Genomic DNA, 17,932 nt, shown 5'->3' on the forward strand with positions numbered 1-17,932 from the left:
CGCAGCGTCAGACAATGCGTCGGCATGCCGCCGCGGGGGCGACGGCATGCCCCGATGCGATTTTTCTCCGCATCGGGCCATCGCTGGCCACATCAAGATCATCCGGGCGAAAAGGCCAGAGCGCATCGCTCGATGCATCGATAGGCCCGACGCAGGTGTGTAGCCGCGCGATGCGCGCGAGCCGACACACGCGACAAGCCGGCCGTTCGCGGCCGATTGATTGCGCGTCGATCGCCGATTGCCGATTGCCGATTGCCGAGCAATCGCGAAGACGTGTTCGAGACGATGCGTCACCCGATGCACGGCGCGACTCACCCGCATGGCTTTCCGTCAGCCGCGCCGGCTTCGCCGCGCTCCGGCATGCGGCCGTCCCTGCCCTCATCGGCCGCACCGGCGGCGGCGACGACAGGCCTGCACCATGATTCAGGGCTGCTCCAGAACGCGTTGAACTGGAACCGGCGACGCGTTCGCGCGGGAGCCTTCGCGTCGACCGCTCCGCTCCGCTCGCGCAGCTCGACCTGTCGCCCGCCGGCCTTCAGGCGCTCGACGATCGCGGCGAGCGTGCCGTCCGCGGACCATTCGTCGAAGCGGCGGCGGCAAGTCGGCAACGACGGATAGCGGCGCGGCAACGCGCCCCAACATTCGCCCGTCGTCAGCACCCACAGCACGGCGTTCGCGACCGCACGCGCCTGCGCGCGCGGCCGGCCGCAGCGCGTATTCCGCACCGGCTGCGTCGCCAGCAGCCCCTCGATACGCGCCCATTCGTCATCGCTCAACTCTTCGAATTGCATCGTCAGCCCTCTTCGAGAAATCGGCGGAAACACGCACGCACACGACGTGCGCAACGCCGATGAAACGCCTGTCAGCCACGGCAAACGCAGAGCGTCTGCCGCGCGGGCCTCGTGCAATCGTTCGGAATGTGGGCAAGCGCACGCCGCGCCGCCGAAGGCGACGTCACGCGGACGCCGGATGGAATACCGACAGCGTGCGGATCAAAAGCCGCACGATACACGAACCCTCTTCCCCAGATAAATTCGTTGTTGTTCTAAGTAAATCTCAGGATCTCGATTCGACTCCATCGAGCGTGCATCGCGTCGCAGCGATGCGATTCGCCGCGACCGGCTGCGCCATTTGCAGCGGGACGCGGATGGGCAGACGCGTTCGTTCGGACGCTCCGGATTCGGTGCCCCGTTCGAGCGTCGTTCTCAAGCGGCGATTCGATTGGAGCGCAATATTACACGCGGGCCGTGAGAAATCCAATGCTGTCAATATCGGCAGCGCTGCGGCGGCGCATCAATGGTATGCGTGAGACCACGCGCGAGCCTTGTTCCGACGGCCCGCGCGCCGCCTCATGCGCTGCGAAGCAGCCGGCTGCGCGTGAACGCGCGATCGCCGCGCAGCTTGTCGAGAAACGCGTCGGACGGCACCCGGTCGAGGTCGGTCACCACGTAGCCGATGTCGCCGCGCGTCTGCAGATGCTGTGCGACGATGTTCGCGCCGTCCTGCGCGAGCAGCGTGTTGAGCACCGCGAGCACGCCCGGCGTGTTGCCGTGCACGTTCAGGAGTCGCGCGGCCGACGTGCATTCGCCCGGACTCACTTGCGGAAAATTGACGGCGCCCGCGCTATCGCCTCGCGTCAGGAACGCGACGAGCTTCGACGACACTTCCGCACCGATGCTCTCCTGCGCTTCTTGCGTGCTGCCGCCGATGTGCGGCGTCAGGATCACGTTCGGCAGTCCTTGCAGAACGGATTCGAAGCGATCCACGTTGCTCTTCGGCTCGTGCGGAAACACGTCGATCGCGGCGCCGCCCAGACGCTTCTGCACGAGCGCATCGCGCAGCGCGTCGATGTCGACGACGGTGCCGCGCGACGCATTGATCAGGATTGCGTTGGATTTGAATTGCGTGAGCGCGTCCGCATCGATCATGTTGTGCGTCGATGCGTTCGCCGGCACGTGCAGCGTGACGACGTCCGCGAGCGCGATTGCGTCGCCAAGCGAGCGCGCGGGCTGCGCGGAGCCGAGCGACAGCTTCGCCTGCACGTCGTAATAGACGACCTTCATGCCGAGCGCCTCCGCGAGCACGCCGACCTGCGCGCCGATGTTGCCGTAGCCGACGATCGCGATCGTCTTGCCGCGCGCCTCGAACGATCCGCCCGCGCCCTTCGCCCACTCGCCCGCATGCGCGAGCACGCTCTTCTCCGGTACGCGCCGCAGCAGCAGGATCGCCTCCGCAATCACGAGCTCCGCGACCGATCGCGTATTCGAAAACGGCGCATTGAACACCGGAATGCCGTGATGCGCGGCCGCCGACAAATCGACCTGCGACGTGCCGATGCAGAAGCACCCGATCGCGAGCAGATGGCGGGCGGCGTCGATCTCGTCGCGCATCAGGTGCGTCGCCGAGCGAATGCCGATCAGTTGATGGTGCTGCAGCGCGTGCTTGAGTTCATCGCCGGCGAGCGCACCCTTGCGCCGCTCGATGTCGACGTGCGCATCGGCGAAATGCAGGGATGCGCTGTCGTGGATGTTTTCGAGGAGGAGAACGGAAGTCATGTCACCCAGCGTGATGGTCGAACCATGGAGGAAGTCGGGAATTTCGGCGCGGCGCCCGCTGCTCGCACACGAGCTACGTCTGCCGCTCGCACCGAGCGCGCCGTGCGCAATGCAATTCGCGTCGCCGTTCGAAAATCGTAAGCCTTGCGGGAATACAACACAAGGTTGCCGACATCTCCTACTGTGTGTGGGGAATTGCCGCTTGATATGGCTGAAGGAATGCGGACGATGTGTCGTGAAAACGCATCGATGCGAACACAAACATCCCTGCTCTCGATAGGTGTACTCGGAATGCGCATTGCGCGCACTTCACGCCTGCATCGTACCCCGTCGCGCTCGACCGACCCGCAACGCATGTCGGATACGACGCTTCGCGGATCGCAAGACCGCGTGCGACGCTCAGCGCCTGCTGCTCGGCGACGCACCGGTCCAACGCCTGAATGCCCGGCTGAAATTCGCGCGATCGGTGTAGCCGACACGCACCGCGATCTCCTCGACCGTCAGTTGCGTGCCCTCGAGCAGGCGCAGCGCGTCGCGCAGCCGGATCTCATCGAGCAGCGCCGAATACGTCGTGCCGTAGTCGCTCAGCTTGCGCTTGAGCGTGCGCTCGGACAGATGCAGCTCGCGCGCGAGCGCGTCGAGCGACGGATAGCCGTCGCTGCCGCGGATCAGCAGATTTCGCACGCGCTCGACGATGCTCTCCGCGTAGCCGAGCCGCGCGAGCTCTGCTTCGCACTGCTGGACGATCATCTGCGCGGTCTGCGCGTTCGCGGTCTTGATCGGCTCGTCGAGAAGCGCCGCTTCGCAGCGGATCTGGTTCGCGGGCGCATCGAAATGACAGCGAGGAAGACGATCGCGATAGCGCGCGAAGTATGGCGGCTCGGGCCACTCGAAGCACAGCTCGGCGTTCGCCTTCATCGTCCTGTCATGCGACGGCGTGAGCAGCGAGTTGAACAGGATCGCCGTCTCGACCATGAAATTCTCGACCGCGAACTGGCGCAGCCTGCCGAGCGGAAACGCTTCGAGGATGTCGATCTGCACCGTGTGCTCGAGTTCCGTGAGCCGTATCGAAAAGAACGGCACGCGCGTCGGCAGATAACGGATGCCGAGCTGGATCGCCTCGCCGAGCGTCGCGCAGCTCATCAGCCCGAAGCCGATCATCCCCGATTTCGTCAGGCTGCTGCGCAGCCCGATCTCGATCGCGATCGACGGATCGTTCGTTTTCCCGAGCAAATTGAATACGATCGCCGCCTGCTGCAGCGGCGTGATGCGCGCGTCCGGCTCCTCGAGCTTCGCGCGCGTGACGCCCGTGTTCGCGAGAATGTCCGCGTCGGCGATGCCGCGCTCCTCCGCGAGCATCAGCATGAAAAGCGCATAGGCGGACGAGACGGTCGCCTTGTTCAATTGCCTCGTAGGATCCGGAACGGACGTGGCCATGTATCGACTCCGAGCGGTAACCGGCCGATTATAGCGACTGATGGCCCGATATGACTCGTCGCAGCGCTGCAAATTGGCCTCAAATGACTCGACCTTTGGCACGACCGGCCCTCGCGGCGGAGGCGCGGACGGTTCTAAGATGGCGTCATCGGCATACCGCCGATTTCAGGGATACGGATTCGAACAATGAGTAAGTCCAAGACTTTGCGCTTCAAGAACGACGCGGAAAAGGTCACGTACGTCCGCAACGAGGTCAATGCGGCGAGCGACGCGCTGCGCGCGAAATATCCGCTGCTCGACAATCAGAATCTGGTCGGCGCGACAGCGATGGCGCTTTGCGTCGCGACGATGCTTGCGGCGGCGTATCTGTACGCAAAGGGCATGATCGCGTGGTACGTCGCGCTGCCTGTCGCGACGCTCGCGACGTCGCTGATCCACGAACTCGAGCACGACCTGATCCACTTGATGTACTTCAAGAAGACGCCGTGGGCCTATCATCTGATGATGACGCTCTGCTGGCTCACCCGGCCCGGCACGATCAATCCGTGGACGCGCCGTCGGATGCATCTGCACCATCACAAGGTGTCGGGCAGTGAATCGGACCTCGAGGAATACGGGATCACCAACGGCGAGCGCTGGGGCGTGAAGCGCGTGCTGATGCTCGCGGACGGCATGCTCGCCGTCGCGCTGCGGCCGCTCGGCATGCGCCGAAAAGTGTTGCAGTACGTCGCGGCGCAGCCCGCGCAAGCGCGCGGCGATCGCGTGCGGCTGCGCATCGAGCAATTGATGTCGTACATGCCGATCGGCCACGCCTACTACGTGCTGTGGCATGCATTCATCGCGTATCACGCCGGACTCTTCGCACTGCATGCGCTCGGCCATCAGCCGGACGTGCCGGCGCTCGTCCAGCAGGCGATGCACGCCGTCGACTTTCTCGCGGTGACCTGGCTCGGGCCGAACTTCGTGCGCAGCTTCTGCATCAACTTCATCAGCTCGAACATGCACTACTACGGCGACATCGATTCGCGCAACGTCATCCAGCAGACGCAAGTTCTGAATCCGTGGTGGCTGCTTCCGGTGCAGCTGTTCTGCTTCAACTTCGGCAGCACGCACGCGATTCACCACTTCGTCGTGCGCGATCCGTTCTACATTCGCCAACTGACCGCGAAGCGCGCGCATGCGGCGCTGCGCGCGGTCGGCGTGCGCTTCAACGACATCGGCACCTTCCGTCGCGCGAACCGTTGGAACGAGCCGCGCGTCGCGTGATGCGCGCGCGACGGCGCGGCCTTCAATCGCGCCGTCGCCGGCGCTCACTGCGCGTTCATAAAAAAAACGCCGCCGGACGGTTTGTCCGACGGCGCTTCTTTATTTCCGGCGCATATCCGGACGCGCAGCACGCTACTCGCTACAGCAACGCACAATGCGTCACATTCGTGCCGTGCTCGATCCACAATTGTTCGTAGTCGAGAAGATACGCACGCTCGTCGTCGATGAGCAGATCGAGAGCGATCAGATCCCAGTCGTAACCGACCGTCACGAGGTTCTCGAGCGCCATCTTGCCCGGTTCCTGCTCGCTCGGATGGATGACGACGATGTTCTCGATACGCACGTCCCCCTTGCCCGGCACGTAGATGCCCGGCTCGACCGAAATCACCGCGTTCGGCAAGAGACCGTACTGCGAACCCAAGCCGAATCGCACGCCGCCTTCGTGCACGTGAATGCCGATGCCATGCCCCGTGGCCGCATGAATGTGCAGCATGAACGCATTGCCGGCCTATGCACGCAGCTCAAGCTCGACTGTGTGGCCCGCGACCGGGGCTCGCTCGCGCAGCACGCTGCAACGCGCGATGCGAGCTTGGCCGACTCCCTAGGGTCTGTTCACATTCTCACCAGCGGCCCAAAGGCACAGGCAAGCGAGGCGAAGGCGAAATAGTTGCCTGAAAGCTTGTCGTAGCGAGTGGCGACACGATGAAAATGTTTGATGCGATTGAAAAAGCGTTCGACGATGTTCCGGGTCCGATACAGCACGCGGCTATAGCGACGCTTGGCCTTTCGGTTCGAACGCGGCGGGATGACGGCCTTCGCACGTGTAGCGCGGATGCTCTCTACAAAGGCGTTCGAGTCGTAGCCCTTGTCGGCGATGACCGCCCCGGTGCGCAGAGGCTCAACCAGTTCATTCGCACACGAAAAATATCGGAGACTTGCCCCTCGGTGGCAATCAACCGCAGCGGGCGTCCGGCGTCATCGACGGCCAGGTGCAACTGGGTGGTCAGTCCGCCCCGCGAGCGGCCGAGCGTTGCGGACCGTTTTTTTCGAGCTCCGGACGAATGCTGGTGCGCACGCACGATGGTCGAATCGATCAACACATGCTTGATCTCGGTTTCGTCGGCCACGGCGTGGATCACGCGTTCCCACACACCCTTGCGACGCCATCTGGAGAAGCGCATGTACACCGTATGCCATCGTCCGAACGCCTTTGGCAAATCGCGCCACGGGCAGCCGGTTCGGCCAATCCAGAGAACCGCTTCGACAAACCAGCGATTGTCGGCCGCCGTTCTTCCTGGGTCGCCTTCCTTGCCCGGCAACACAGATTCGATTCGTGCCCATACCTCGTCGCTCAGTAACTTTCGAATCATCTTGGCCCGCTTGTGCAAAAAACAAGATGTAAACACATTTCATCGAATGTAAACAGACCCTAGCGGACGAACGGAGCACCCGGAATAGTCGATTTTCTATCGCCGCTCCCGTCGATCGGGAGGAAATCTCCCTGCGCAACGCCGAACGACACGTCGGCGGTCGCATGAAACTCGCCTTCGCGATCCAATAGCACGCCAACATGCCAGTGAATCTGGGAAGCATTCTCATCGCGTCGACTTCAGTTGCATGGCCCCCCGCAGCGGCCGACAGTCGACGGCCATCCCAAAGCTCGGACTGTGCGCACAGTAGCGACGCGGCCATGAACGTCTGGCCAATTGACCGCGAGCGTCTGAAGCCGAGCCTGCGCGACAACAGCCTCGTCAGCGGGAGCACCTCGATCCCGGCGATCAGGTATGTCGACGAAATCCACGACGCGTCCGCAATGCAGCGCACGCAGCGCCGCCCAAATCGGGCGATCGCAGCCTTGACGTTCCGGATGTCCACAATAGCCTTCAGCGCCGCCACGATACCGCCGCTCACACTGCGCCATGCCATGCTCGTCGTTACTTGGAAAGGGCTCGTCGCTTGCCGCGCAAGCCATGTTGTCGTGTCAAGGCGAAATCGGTGCTCGGCGCCGAGCAGCTTCACACATCTCGCCATGACGGCATCCGCGGCGACACCGACCGACGGACCGCTCCACCCAATGTGTGAACAGCATGACAAGCGTGCCGCCGACGTGCTCGCCGCGACTGCGCTTGCGCCGATCAGCGGGGCATCTGTCGTACCGGCCTCGCGAAGACGCGGCCTCGTCGCTGTCGATATTGCCGGACGCCGCTGCCGCCGCAGCGTCATCCTCGCTCAACCAAGCCCGAACGGATCGTCGATGCTTGTTGCCGGCTGCGTGAACCAACGCGGACCGTCGGCCGTGATGTACACATGATCCTCGTGACGGATGCCGAATTCGTTCGGAACGCAAAGCATCGGCTCGATGCTGAAGCACATGCCTTCATCGAGTATCGTCCGATCGCCGCCGACGAGATAAGGCCATTCGTGGATATCGAGACCGATTCCGTGACCGGTTCGATGCGGCAGGCCGGGCAATGCATAGCCCGGCCCATAGCCGACCGACTTCAGATAGTCACGGACCGCACGATCACCCTCTTCAGCTGCCATGCCTGCCTTCACGCGCTCGAACGCGGTCTGCTGCGCTCGCTTCTCATGCGCCCAAACCTCACGCTGACGTGTGCTCGCGTCGCCAAACACGTATGTGTGCGTAATGTCGGAGTGGTAGTCGTGCAGTTGGCAGCCCGTATCGATCAACACCATGTCGTTGCGCTCAAGCCGCTTCGGATGCTTGACGCCGTGCGGATAAGCCGTGTCCGGACCGAACAGCACGATGCAGAACGTCGACCCGCGCAGTGCGCCCACTGCGCGATGCGCGTTGTCGATGAAATCGAGCACTTCGTCAGCACTGACGCCCTCTCTCAAGATCGCGGCCGCCGCCTGGTGGACGCGCAGCGTCATGTCGTTCGCACGCTGCATCAATGCGAGTTCGGTCGCCGATTTGCGAATCCGGCATGCGCGCGTGACATCCACCGCGCTGCGAATCCGCAGTTTCGACGCCCGTTCGCGAATGCCTTCATACATGAAGTACGGCGCGGATTCGTCGAATCCGAGAGTGCCGTCACCGATCCCCTGGCGCTCGACGACGTCCGCGAGCAGCCGGTAAGGATCCTCGTTCTCGTTCCAGCAATGGAGGTCTCCAGGAATCTGCATCATGCCGGTGAACGTGCCGCGTTCGAACGCCGGCACGATGTATTGCAGCGGACCCGACGCAGGAATCAGCGCCCCCGTCAGACGTTCGCTGCGACGCCACGCGACGCCCGTGAAGTAAAGCAGGTTCGTGCCCGATTCGACGTAGATCGCATCGAGGCCGTGCAGTTTCATCAGTGCCTGTGCGCGTTCGACTCGCGCCGCATATTCCGCGGGCTGGATTGTCGCAACGTCGTCCGTCATGTTCTCGAGTTTCGCCAGTTCCGTCGCTGCATTCGATCCGCCGATGCCAATAGCCATATTTCGTTTCCCGATCGTTTCAAGAATTTCAAGATAAGCGGCGCGTAGTGCATTCGGTCCGCGTGATCGCGTGCTGCGCTACGGTCGCATCCCGCACCCTGCGCCCTGCGCCTCGGAATGAGGATCTTGCACTCGATGAGAGCATGAATGCATTCACTGCTCGGCACTCACCGTGCAGACTATGACGCGACCCGTCCCGGCTCGTAATCGGTAACTCCCCGACGTTCTTGCAACCTTAGGCGATCCGATGCAGAGGCGAGCACTGCGAATTGTCGGCGAAGCGTTGTTTCCAGATGCGCGGCGTGAGTTCGTGCACGCGCGAAGTCGGATGCTGGCCTATCCACCGGCGCGCCATACAGAAACACACGCACCTGCTGTTCCGGGAAGAATATCAGCCCCTGTTACGGCGCGTTCAATTTGAGGTCGAAGATGGGGTATTCATCTCTGTTAGCGCCGGTGTAAAAGCGCCGTTAAACGACGGCACAAGGTTGAGCGAAACAGTCAACGACAAAGGGGCCACGCCGGCCCCTTTGTTTTGAATGTCGCCGATCAGAACGGCGGGTCGTGCTCGGTGAGCGGCAGTTCACGTTGCCGACGATCGCCACGAAGGACACGCTGCATGTCGGGCAGATAGCGTGCGCAGATGAGTTCGCGCAAGTCGTCGAGCAGTTCGAACACGGCGAGCGCCTGCTCGGGCGTCCAGTCGTCGGGCACGACGAAGTTCAAGCCGCGCGTGAGGCCTGAGGGCAATGGCACGGCTGTCATGATGACTCGCCTCCTTTGGCCGATTTGCTCGGGCCACGCTGCCGGGCGCGCTTGTCGGCCCGCTCGCGGGCTTCCTTCAGGCGGTACGATTCGCCTTCGATCGAGATGACCTCGGCGAGATGCACAAGGCGATCGACGAGCGACACGACGCAGGCGGCGTTCGGGAACACTTCTGACCATTCTGCAAACGGTCGATTCGATGTCACGATGGTGCTGTTGTTCTGGTATCTCCGGCTGATCAACTCGAACAGCAGATCGGCGTGGCGATTCGAGTAGGAGAGATATCCGACCTCATCGATCACAAGGACGTCGGGCGCAGCATAGCGACGCAAGCGCCGGCGCAGCGTTGAATCGCTATCGAGCGCAGCCAGTTCGCCCAGCATATTGCCGGCGGTGGTGAACAGCACCGTGTGCCCATGCACGAGCGCCTGATGCGCGACGTTCTTCGCCAGCGTCGACTTGCCCACGCCGTTGGGGCCGATGAGCACGACGTTGGCGGCGTCCTTCATGAACCCGAGCGTCATCAGTTCTTCGATGGCACCGCGATCACACCGTGACGGCCAACCCCAGTCGAAGTCGCACAAGGCTTTGAAGCCGCCCAGATGTGATTCCTTGATGCGCCGCTCGAGCGAGCGACGGGCTCGCTCGTCTTCTTCCCACTGCACGAGCGGCGCGACCCACGGCTGCAGCGCAACCTCGGGCCAGTGGGCCAGCAGCCCGTGCAAACGCAATTCCTGCGCGCGTGTGCGCAATGATTCAAGCGAGCTCATCCGTGCCTCCGGCAAGTTGATCGTAGGTATCGAGCCGGTGGGGTTGGACCGGCGTGTCCTTCTGGCGTACGTGTGGCGGCAGACACACGGCAAGCGGTGGTGGCAGTTCAAGCGCTTCGCGGCGGCGCTCCAGCGCCAGGCGCACGGCGTTCGGGTGCGGCACGCCGCTTTGTAGCGCATCGCCGATCGCGGCCTGCAATTGCGCAGCGCCGTAGCGTTCGAGCAGCCGCAGCAGCGCCGCCGTGATGGTGCCCAGATTCGCATTGCGTTCAGCCGCGCGGCGCAGCAGATCCTGACTGGCGGGGGCAGCCTTGGCCAAGCGATCCATGCCGCGATGATGACGGGCCTCGCGTTTGACGCCGACCAGTGTCTCGATGTGAACGGGCTCTTCGATTTGCGCGCCGCGGTCGTAACTGCGAGCGTGGCGCGCAAGGATCTCGGCACCGTCCAGCACGCGTACCTGCTCGAGATCGGCCCGTACCGTGAGCGTGCGCCGCACGTGCGTGTGCGGGATCGAGTAGTCGTTCAGATCGAAGCGTACATAGGGCGTCTTGCCGACTTTGACGGCGAGCGTTTCCTCGACGGGATAGGGATTCTCCGGTAGCGCAAGCAGCGTAGGCTGCTCCTGGGCGAACGCCTGGCGCACACTGATCATGCGATCCTCCGGGCACGGGCGATCCGCCGCCTGCGTGCGGCACCAGTGTTCGGCTTGCGCATTCAGGTCATCCAGATCGGCGAACTGTCTGGCCGCGAAGAACGCGTCGCGGACGTGACGAATGGCGCGCTCCACGCGGCCCTTCTCGTTACCACGCGCGATGGCTACGGGTCTGGGTTCGAACCGATAGTGTGCGGCGAAGGCGAGCAGCGTCGGGTGGAAACGAATGGCGTCGCCCTGGCGTTCAAGGACGGCGCTCTTCAGGTTGTCGTAGAGGACGACCCTACCGAGGCCGCCCCAGCGCGTGAAGGCGCCGATATGGCCGCGCAGGAAGTTCTCCATACGCGCATCGAGGAAAAAGCGCAGATACAGTTCGCGCGAGTACGAGAGCACCATCACGAAGGCCATCAAGGGCCGGCGCGCACGGCCGATATGCAAGTGACCGAAGTGCCCCCAGTCGCATTGCATCTGTTCGCCGGGCAACGTGCGCAGCCGCAGGTACGCTTCGGCAGGCGGGCGTGGCCGGTGCAGAGAGATCAGATGTCGGAAGTGCGTGGGCCGGCCCTGATAGCCGCGCTCGCGCACCATGCCGTAAAGGCGGCTGGCGGTGAGCGTGGGATACTTCTCCAGCGTTTGGCGAATGAATGGCAGGTATGGCTCGATCATCGAAGGCCGCGGCGCCGGTCCATGACGCGGCAGACCAGCTTGTGCGAGCACCCGTTTGACGGTGCCGCGATGCACGTGCAATTGCTGCGCGATCGTGCCGCAGCGCCACTTCTCGACGTGGTAGAGCCGCAGGATATGGGCTTCGAGTTCAGCGTCAATCGTCACCTTTAGAGCCTCCTCGAACGGGCCAAGGCGCACGAATGGCGAACAGGCGCAGCCGCATCGATGGCAATGCGTTGTCGCCGGCGCCGATGCCGCGACACGACTGTGAGTGACAGCGGCGCGCATCGAGTCCGCTGGCAGTAGAGCACTGGGCCCCGTCGCAGGTGAACCGTGATGCGTCACTTTATTGTGTCGCGCTCGATAACGACGGGCGCGCTGCGCATGGGCAAGACGCCCGCGGCGAGAACTCTGGTAACGCTGAGCCGCTTCGCGCAAGCTCGCGCGCCGGGCCGCTTGCGCACAGCCGCCGGCGCAATAGATCTGGCCTCGATCGCAGCGGCGGCAAATGAACACCTGCGCCCGGCAGCGGGCGCACAGGAAGAAGCGGCCCGTGGGCAGCATCGGCGGTCCCCGTGGAACGCCGATGGCAGGTCGATATCGACAGGGTCCGCCCAGCCGTGGAATACTGCGGCTGCACGTGTCCCTGTGCTTGGCCCCGTGGCCCCGCACCTGTGTCCAGTGTGGCGCGACCCCGGGGTGAACTTGGCGGTTTGACCGGTGTCGCGCCGGTTGTTTCTTCGGCGGTGTGCCTTTCTACCGCAACCGATCCGCGCCGTCATCCCTCAACGCGCTTTGCGCGTCTGCACTCGCCCTACGGGCTCCCTCCGACGCGCAAAGCGTCAGGCATCCGCAGCGTCGCTACCCCGCAAACATCATCTTCCAAGCACGGCCACTTCAAACGCTCAATTCCAGAACGCCGTCGTTTAGTGTCGGATTTGGACCGGCGTTCACACATCTCGCGTCCGGCGAGAGCGATTTTCTGAACTTCACCGCGAACAACGCGAGATACGGTGGGCATAAAGAAGACCGGTACTCCTCTGATATCGTGCGACGGTTCTCACGCCAACACACGAATCAATAAGAGCCCGGCCTATGCAACGGATCGTACACGCTTTCCTTTCCCTCGAATAACATCTTCGCGCCGTCGTCTCCACACCTCAGTCGTACCGCCCCGATCGCCGCCCGCACTGCGGTTGCAGCTGCCTGTGGGGACATGGCTGCTACGACCGCAAGGCCGACCGCAGTGCCGACGGCCAGCTCAATCCGGTTTCGGTGCCGCGCTTCCGCTGTCCTTCATGTCGGCGCACCTGGTCGCGCCTGCCGCTATGCATTTGCCCGCGCCGTTGGTACGGCTGTGCGCCGCGACGGCACCGTCTCGTACGCCGGCCGCTACTTCGAGGTCCCCTACGAGCTCACCGGCCAGCACATCGTGCTCGTCGAGTGGTACGCGTGGAGAGCGAAACTGGCCAGCCACTGGGCGCCGCCACGCTGCTCGACGCCGTCGCCAACGTAAGCACCTCGCGAAGGCCGTTCGCAATGCGACGCGCACGTGAGGCATGATTGGGTATCGGTCGCTCGGGTTCGCCCGCTGGCAATCAGCCCGTGGAGGCAGGCGGGCAAGGCTTGCCTGGCAGCTTACTTGCCACGTTCCACGGTAGTAATTCGTCGATGCGGTTAATGGGGTGGTCAGCGATATGGGTCAGCACGTATTCGAGGTAAGCGCGCGGGTTGATCCCGTTCAGCTTGCACGTGCCGATCAGGCTGTACATCGCTGCAGCCCTCTGGCCCCCGCTATCGGAGCCGGCGAACAAGAAGTTCTTCCGACCCAGACTCACACATCGCAGCGCGTTTTCGGCCAGGGCATTGCTGATCTCGGCACGGCCCTCTTCGCAGTACAGCGCGAGGGCATCCCACTGGTTAAGCGAGTAACGGATCGCTTTGGCCAAATCGGATTTCTTCGACAGCGTCGCGAGTTTGTCCGTCATCCACGTCTTGATGGTTGCCAGCAGCGGCACACTTTTCTCCTGCCGCACGCGCAGCCGTTCAGCGGCGGGTTTGCCGCGGATGTGGGCCTCGATGCCGTAGAGTTCGCCGATCAGCTCGAGCACCTCCCGGGTCGCCTCGGTATCGGCGTCAACGGCACCGTCGACCTTGATCACCACTGCGCCGATCCGGATCTCGATCGTCCCCGCTCGCGCAGTCGGGTTGCCGACATCCCCTGCATCCGGTGGCATCGCCATGCGCGGCGCGTGTGTCTCATGCACCACCGCCACTGGAATCAGCGACATCGTTTCGGCCTGCAATTGCTCGCGATAGCGGCGCCGCCAGGTGAACAGCATGTTTGCATTGATGCCATTCTCGCGCGCCAGCTTTGCGACCGAGGCACCAGGCTCGCATGCCGCAGCGGCGAGTCGGCGTCGAAACTCGCGATCATAATTCGGGCGTCCCTTGCGGCTACCCGGCTTGGCTTCCGGCTCTGTCACAGTGATGTCCATCAAATCGAAAATGATGGGCACCACTTTGATGTCGGTTCTCGCCGTCGTCTACGACGGTCGTCGTGAGGTGCTTACATCCGACGGGAGTGGGCGTAAAAAACAAAACCCCCGCCTGGCTGGGCGGGGGTTCTGAGAGGGGGAGCCTGACGATTACCTACTTTCACACGGGCAATCCGCACTATCATCGGCGTAGAGTCGTTTCACGGTCCTGTTCGGGATGGGAAGGGGTGGGACCGACTCGCTATGGTCATCAGGCAAAGAGGGATGTCGCGGTGCATCGCAGCGCGACCAATCGGGAAGAAGCAGTAATGTTGGGTTGTGAGCTGTATCTCACACGTACGCGGTACTTCAACCGTCGTACGTCGAGTGCCTTGCACTCGACGCTCGATATCCGTAAGCGCTGAAGCGCTAACGGCTATCGAGACAGACTTGTTATAGGATCAAGCCTTACGGGCAATTAGTATCGGTTAGCTGAACGCATTACTGCGCTTACACACCCGACCTATCAACGTCCTGGTCTCGAACGACCCTTCAAGGGGATCAAGTCCCCGGGGAAGTCTCATCTTAAGGCGAGTTTCCCGCTTAGATGCTTTCAGCGGTTATCTCTTCCGAACATAGCTACCCGGCGATGCGACTGGCGTCACAACCGGTACACCAGAGGTTCGTCCACTCCGGTCCTCTCGTACTAGGAGCAGCCCCCTTCAAACTTCCAACGCCCACGGCAGATAGGGACCAAACTGTCTCACGACGTTTTAAACCCAGCTCACGTACCTCTTTAAATGGCGAACAGCCATACCCTTGGGACCGGCTACAGCCCCAGGATGAGATGAGCCGACATCGAGGTGCCAAACACCGCCGTCGATATGAACTCTTGGGCGGTATCAGCCTGTTATCCCCAGAGTACCTTTTATCCGTTGAGCGATGGCCCTTCCATACAGAACCACCGGATCACTATGACCTGCTTTCGCACCTGCTCGACTTGTCGGTCTCGCAGTTAAGCACGCTTATGCCATTGCACTATCAGCACGATTTCCGACCGTACCTAGCGTACCTTCGTACTCCTCCGTTACGCTTTGGGAGGAGACCGCCCCAGTCAAACTGCCTACCATGCACTGTCCCCGACCCGGATCACGGGCCAAGGTTAGAACCTCAAACAAACCAGGGTGGTATTTCAAGGACGGCTCCACCGAAACTAGCGTTCCGGTTTCATAGCCTCCCACCTATCCTACACAGATCGGTTCAAAGTCCAATGCAAAGCTACAGTAAAGGTTCATGGGGTCTTTCCGTCTAGCCGCGGGTAGATTGCATCATCACAAACACTTCAACTTCGCTGAGTCTCGGGAGGAGACAGTGTGGCCATCGTTACGCCATTCGTGCAGGTCGGAACTTACCCGACAAGGAATTTCGCTACCTTAGGACCGTTATAGTTACGGCCGCCGTTTACCGGGACTTCAATCAAGAGCTTGCACCCCATCATTTAATCTTCCGGCACCGGGCAGGCGTCACACCCTATACGTCCACTTTCGTGTTTGCAGAGTGCTGTGTTTTTATTAAACAGTCGCAGCCACCAGTTTATTGCAACCCCTTCACCCTTCCCCCGCAGGGGGGTCAAGCTACCAGGGCGTACCTTATCCCGAAGTTACGGTACCAATTTGCCGAGTTCCTTCTCCCGAGTTCTCTCAAGCGCCTTAGAATACTCATCTCGCCCACCTGTGTCGGTTTGCGGTACGGTCATTGTTAAACTGAAGCTTAGAGGCTTTTCTTGGAACCACTTCCAATTGCTTCGCTCCCTAAAGAGCTCGCGCCACACCCTTGAATTCCGCACCCGGATTTGCCTAAGTGCCTTCTCCAATGCAGCGACCGGGACTTCCAACACCCGGACAACCTTCCGCGATCCGTCCCCCCATCGCATTTAACAATGGTGCAGGAATATTGACCTGCTTCCCATCAGCTACGCATTTCTGCCTCGCCTTAGGGGCCGACTCACCCTACGCCGATGAACGTTGCGTAGGAAACCTTGGGCTTACGGCGAGGGGGCCTTTCACCCCCTTTATCGCTACTCATGTCAGCATTCGCACTTCCGATACCTCCAGCACGCTTTTCAACGCACCTTCGCAGGCTTACGGAACGCTCTCCTACCATGCGTGCAAGCACGCATCCGCAGCTTCGGTATATGGCTTAGCCCCGTTACATCTTCCGCGCAGGACGACTCGATCAGTGAGCTATTACGCTTTCTTTAAAGGGTGGCTGCTTCTAAGCCAACCTCCTGACTGTTTTAGCCTTCCCACTTCGTTTCCCACTTAGCCATATTTGGGGACCTTAGCTGGCGGTCTGGGTTGTTTCCCTCTTGACACCGGACGTTAGCACCCGATGTCTGTCTCCCGTGATTGCACTCTTCGGTATTCGGAGTTTGCTATGGCGGGGTAATCTGCAATAGACCCCCCAACCATGACAGTGCTCTACCCCCGAAGGTGAGACACGAGGCACTACCTAAATAGTTTTCGGAGAGAACCAGCTATTTCCAGGTTTGTTTAGCCTTTCACCCCTATCCACAGCTCATCCCCTAACTTTTCAACGTTAGTGGGTTCGGACCTCCAGTACGTGTTACCGCACCTTCATCCTGGCCATGGATAGATCACCTGGTTTCGGGTCTACGCCCAGCAACTGAACGCCCTATTCGGACTCGCTTTCGCTACGCCTGCCCTATTCGGTTAAGCTTGCTACTGAACGTAAGTCGCTGACCCATTATACAAAAGGTACGCCGTCACCCCTTACGAGGCTCCGACTGTTTGTATGCATGCGGTTTCAGGATCTATTTCACTCCCCTCCCGGGGTTCTTTTCGCCTTTCCCTCACGGTACTGGTTCACTATCGGTCGATCACGAGTATTTAGCCTTGGAGGATGGTCCCCCCATCTTCAGACAGGATTTCACGTGTCCCGCCCTACTTGTCGTACACCTAGTTCTTTCATACTGTTTTCGCCTACAGGGCTATCACCTGCTACGGCCGCACTTTCCAGAGCGTTCGGCTAACAATACAAATAAAGAGTACAGGCTCTTCCCATTTCGCTCGCCACTACTTTGGGAATCTCGGTTGATTTCTTTTCCTGCGGTTACTTAGATGTTTCAGTTCACCGCGTTCGCTTCACTAGACCTATGTATTCAGTCTAGGATGACCCAAAAGGGCCGGGTTTCCCCATTCGGACATCTACGGATCAAAGCTCGTTTGCCAGCTCCCCGTAGCTTTTCGCAGGCTACCGCGTCCTTCATCGCCTGTGATCGCCAAGGCATCCACCACATGCACTTGTTCGCTTGACCCTATAACGAGTCTGTCTCATCTTTCGACGCTACAGTCGCTACAGGTTGAGTTCTCGCGTGTCGCTCAGCGTTAGTGCCTAGCACTTACACTGAGCCCACACTACGTGTGTGCCGTATTCCAATTGAGCCGAACATTAAGTTCGAATCATCTTGAGATACATCGATACAATCACAACCCGGATAACTTCCACGTCCATCTCAAGACGCTTCCGCTATCCAAATTACTTACTTCTTCCAGATTGTTAAAGAACGACAGCCGATACTTTCGCATCACTCTGACTGGCTCAATCGCCAATGCCAAATCCTCGGTTCACGTTCGAACCAAGCACTTCGCATTGAAGATTGTGGTGGAGGCAGACGGGATCGAACCGACGACCCCCTGCTTGCAAAGCAGGTGCTCTCCCAGCTGAGCTATGCCCCCATACAGAGACTTCACCCAGGTTTCCTGCGCCAGACAACTTGGTGGGTCTGGTTGGATTCGAACCAACGACCCCCGCCTTATCAAGACGGTGCTCTAACCGACTGAGCTACAGACCCCTGAGTCTGTCTTAATTTACAGC

At 61.2% G+C, this 17,932-nt stretch carries 10 protein-coding genes, 2 tRNA genes, 2 rRNA genes and 2 pseudogenes; 2 read left to right on the plus strand and 14 right to left on the minus strand.

What is annotated here, in order from left to right; translation table 11 throughout:
- Positions 1 to 311: 311 nt before the first annotated feature.
- From WS70_RS12515 to WS70_RS12525, 3 genes and pseudogenes are all read right to left on the minus strand, one after another.
- A pseudogene (locus tag WS70_RS12515) lies at positions 312 to 958 on the minus strand (transposase).
- Between the two features lie 391 nt (positions 959 to 1,349).
- A complete protein-coding gene (gene serA / locus WS70_RS12520; RefSeq protein WP_226382754.1) occupies positions 1,350 to 2,555 on the minus strand; it encodes a phosphoglycerate dehydrogenase in 1,206 nt (401 codons plus the stop codon).
- A 399-nt stretch (positions 2,556 to 2,954) separates the two neighbouring features.
- On the minus strand, positions 2,955 to 3,992 hold the full coding sequence (locus tag WS70_RS12525; protein ID WP_059597204.1) for an AraC family transcriptional regulator: 1,038 nt from the start codon (positions 3,990 to 3,992) through the stop codon (positions 2,955 to 2,957).
- A gap of 186 nt (positions 3,993 to 4,178) precedes the next feature.
- On the opposite strand from WS70_RS12525, the gene WS70_RS12530 reads away from it, so the two are divergent.
- The gene (locus tag WS70_RS12530) at positions 4,179 to 5,258 is read left to right on the plus strand and encodes a fatty acid desaturase (protein ID WP_059597205.1); all 1,080 of its coding nucleotides are present in this window, start codon (positions 4,179 to 4,181) and stop codon (positions 5,256 to 5,258) included.
- A gap of 139 nt (positions 5,259 to 5,397) precedes the next feature.
- Here WS70_RS12530 and WS70_RS12535 read toward each other — a convergent pair.
- Positions 5,398 to 5,730: pseudogene (locus WS70_RS12535) on the minus strand (M24 family metallopeptidase); the annotation flags it as partial.
- A 140-nt stretch (positions 5,731 to 5,870) separates the two neighbouring features.
- Positions 5,871 to 6,628, minus strand: a protein-coding gene (locus WS70_RS12545; RefSeq protein ID WP_108034002.1) for an IS5 family transposase whose coding sequence is annotated in 2 segments (ribosomal slippage) — positions 5,871 to 6,179 and positions 6,182 to 6,628 — 756 coding nt in all. Because the reading frame shifts where the segments join, the coding sequence is not laid out codon by codon here.
- Between the two features lie 320 nt (positions 6,629 to 6,948).
- Between WS70_RS12545 and WS70_RS31525 the strand changes: the two genes are divergently transcribed.
- Positions 6,949 to 7,569 (plus strand): hypothetical protein, encoded by a 621-nt coding sequence (locus WS70_RS31525; RefSeq protein WP_156438257.1) that lies wholly within the window; start codon positions 6,949 to 6,951, stop codon positions 7,567 to 7,569.
- On the opposite strand, the gene WS70_RS12550 is transcribed toward WS70_RS31525, so the two are convergent.
- The 9 genes from WS70_RS12550 to WS70_RS12595 all read right to left on the minus strand — a co-directional run bounded on the left by WS70_RS12550 (position 7,488) and on the right by WS70_RS12595 (position 17,909).
- On the minus strand, positions 7,488 to 8,702 hold the full coding sequence (locus WS70_RS12550; protein ID WP_059597540.1) for a M24 family metallopeptidase: 1,215 nt from the start codon (positions 8,700 to 8,702) through the stop codon (positions 7,488 to 7,490). The genes WS70_RS31525 and WS70_RS12550 overlap by 82 nt on opposite strands.
- Before the next feature lie 549 nt (positions 8,703 to 9,251).
- Entirely contained in the window at positions 9,252 to 9,467 is a 216-nt protein-coding gene (locus WS70_RS12555) for a hypothetical protein (protein WP_059472649.1), read from the minus strand.
- Positions 9,464 to 10,237 (minus strand): IS21-like element helper ATPase IstB, encoded by a 774-nt coding sequence (gene istB, locus WS70_RS12560; protein WP_108033932.1) that lies wholly within the window; start codon positions 10,235 to 10,237, stop codon positions 9,464 to 9,466. Before istB ends, WS70_RS12555 begins: the two co-directional genes overlap by 4 nt.
- Positions 10,224 to 11,723 (minus strand): IS21 family transposase, encoded by a 1,500-nt coding sequence (gene istA, locus WS70_RS12565; protein ID WP_108033939.1) that lies wholly within the window; start codon positions 11,721 to 11,723, stop codon positions 10,224 to 10,226. The genes istB and istA overlap by 14 nt, the downstream gene beginning before the upstream one ends.
- Before the next feature lie 1,433 nt (positions 11,724 to 13,156).
- Positions 13,157 to 14,056 carry an IS66-like element accessory protein TnpA gene (tnpA, locus tag WS70_RS33825; protein ID WP_418230154.1) on the minus strand — a complete coding sequence of 300 codons (900 nt, stop codon included), beginning with the start codon at positions 14,054 to 14,056 and terminating at the stop codon, positions 13,157 to 13,159.
- Between the two features lie 141 nt (positions 14,057 to 14,197).
- A 5S ribosomal RNA gene (gene rrf / locus WS70_RS12580) occupies positions 14,198 to 14,311 on the minus strand.
- Between the two features lie 181 nt (positions 14,312 to 14,492).
- Positions 14,493 to 17,372: ribosomal RNA gene (locus WS70_RS12585) — 23S ribosomal RNA — on the minus strand.
- A 345-nt stretch (positions 17,373 to 17,717) separates the two neighbouring features.
- Positions 17,718 to 17,793, minus strand: a tRNA-Ala gene (locus tag WS70_RS12590).
- A 39-nt stretch (positions 17,794 to 17,832) separates the two neighbouring features.
- A tRNA-Ile gene (locus WS70_RS12595) sits at positions 17,833 to 17,909 on the minus strand.
- Between the last annotated feature and the right edge of the window lie 23 nt (positions 17,910 to 17,932).

It is taken from the genome of Burkholderia mayonis, assembly GCF_001523745.2.
GTDB lineage: Bacteria > Pseudomonadota > Gammaproteobacteria > Burkholderiales > Burkholderiaceae > Burkholderia > Burkholderia mayonis.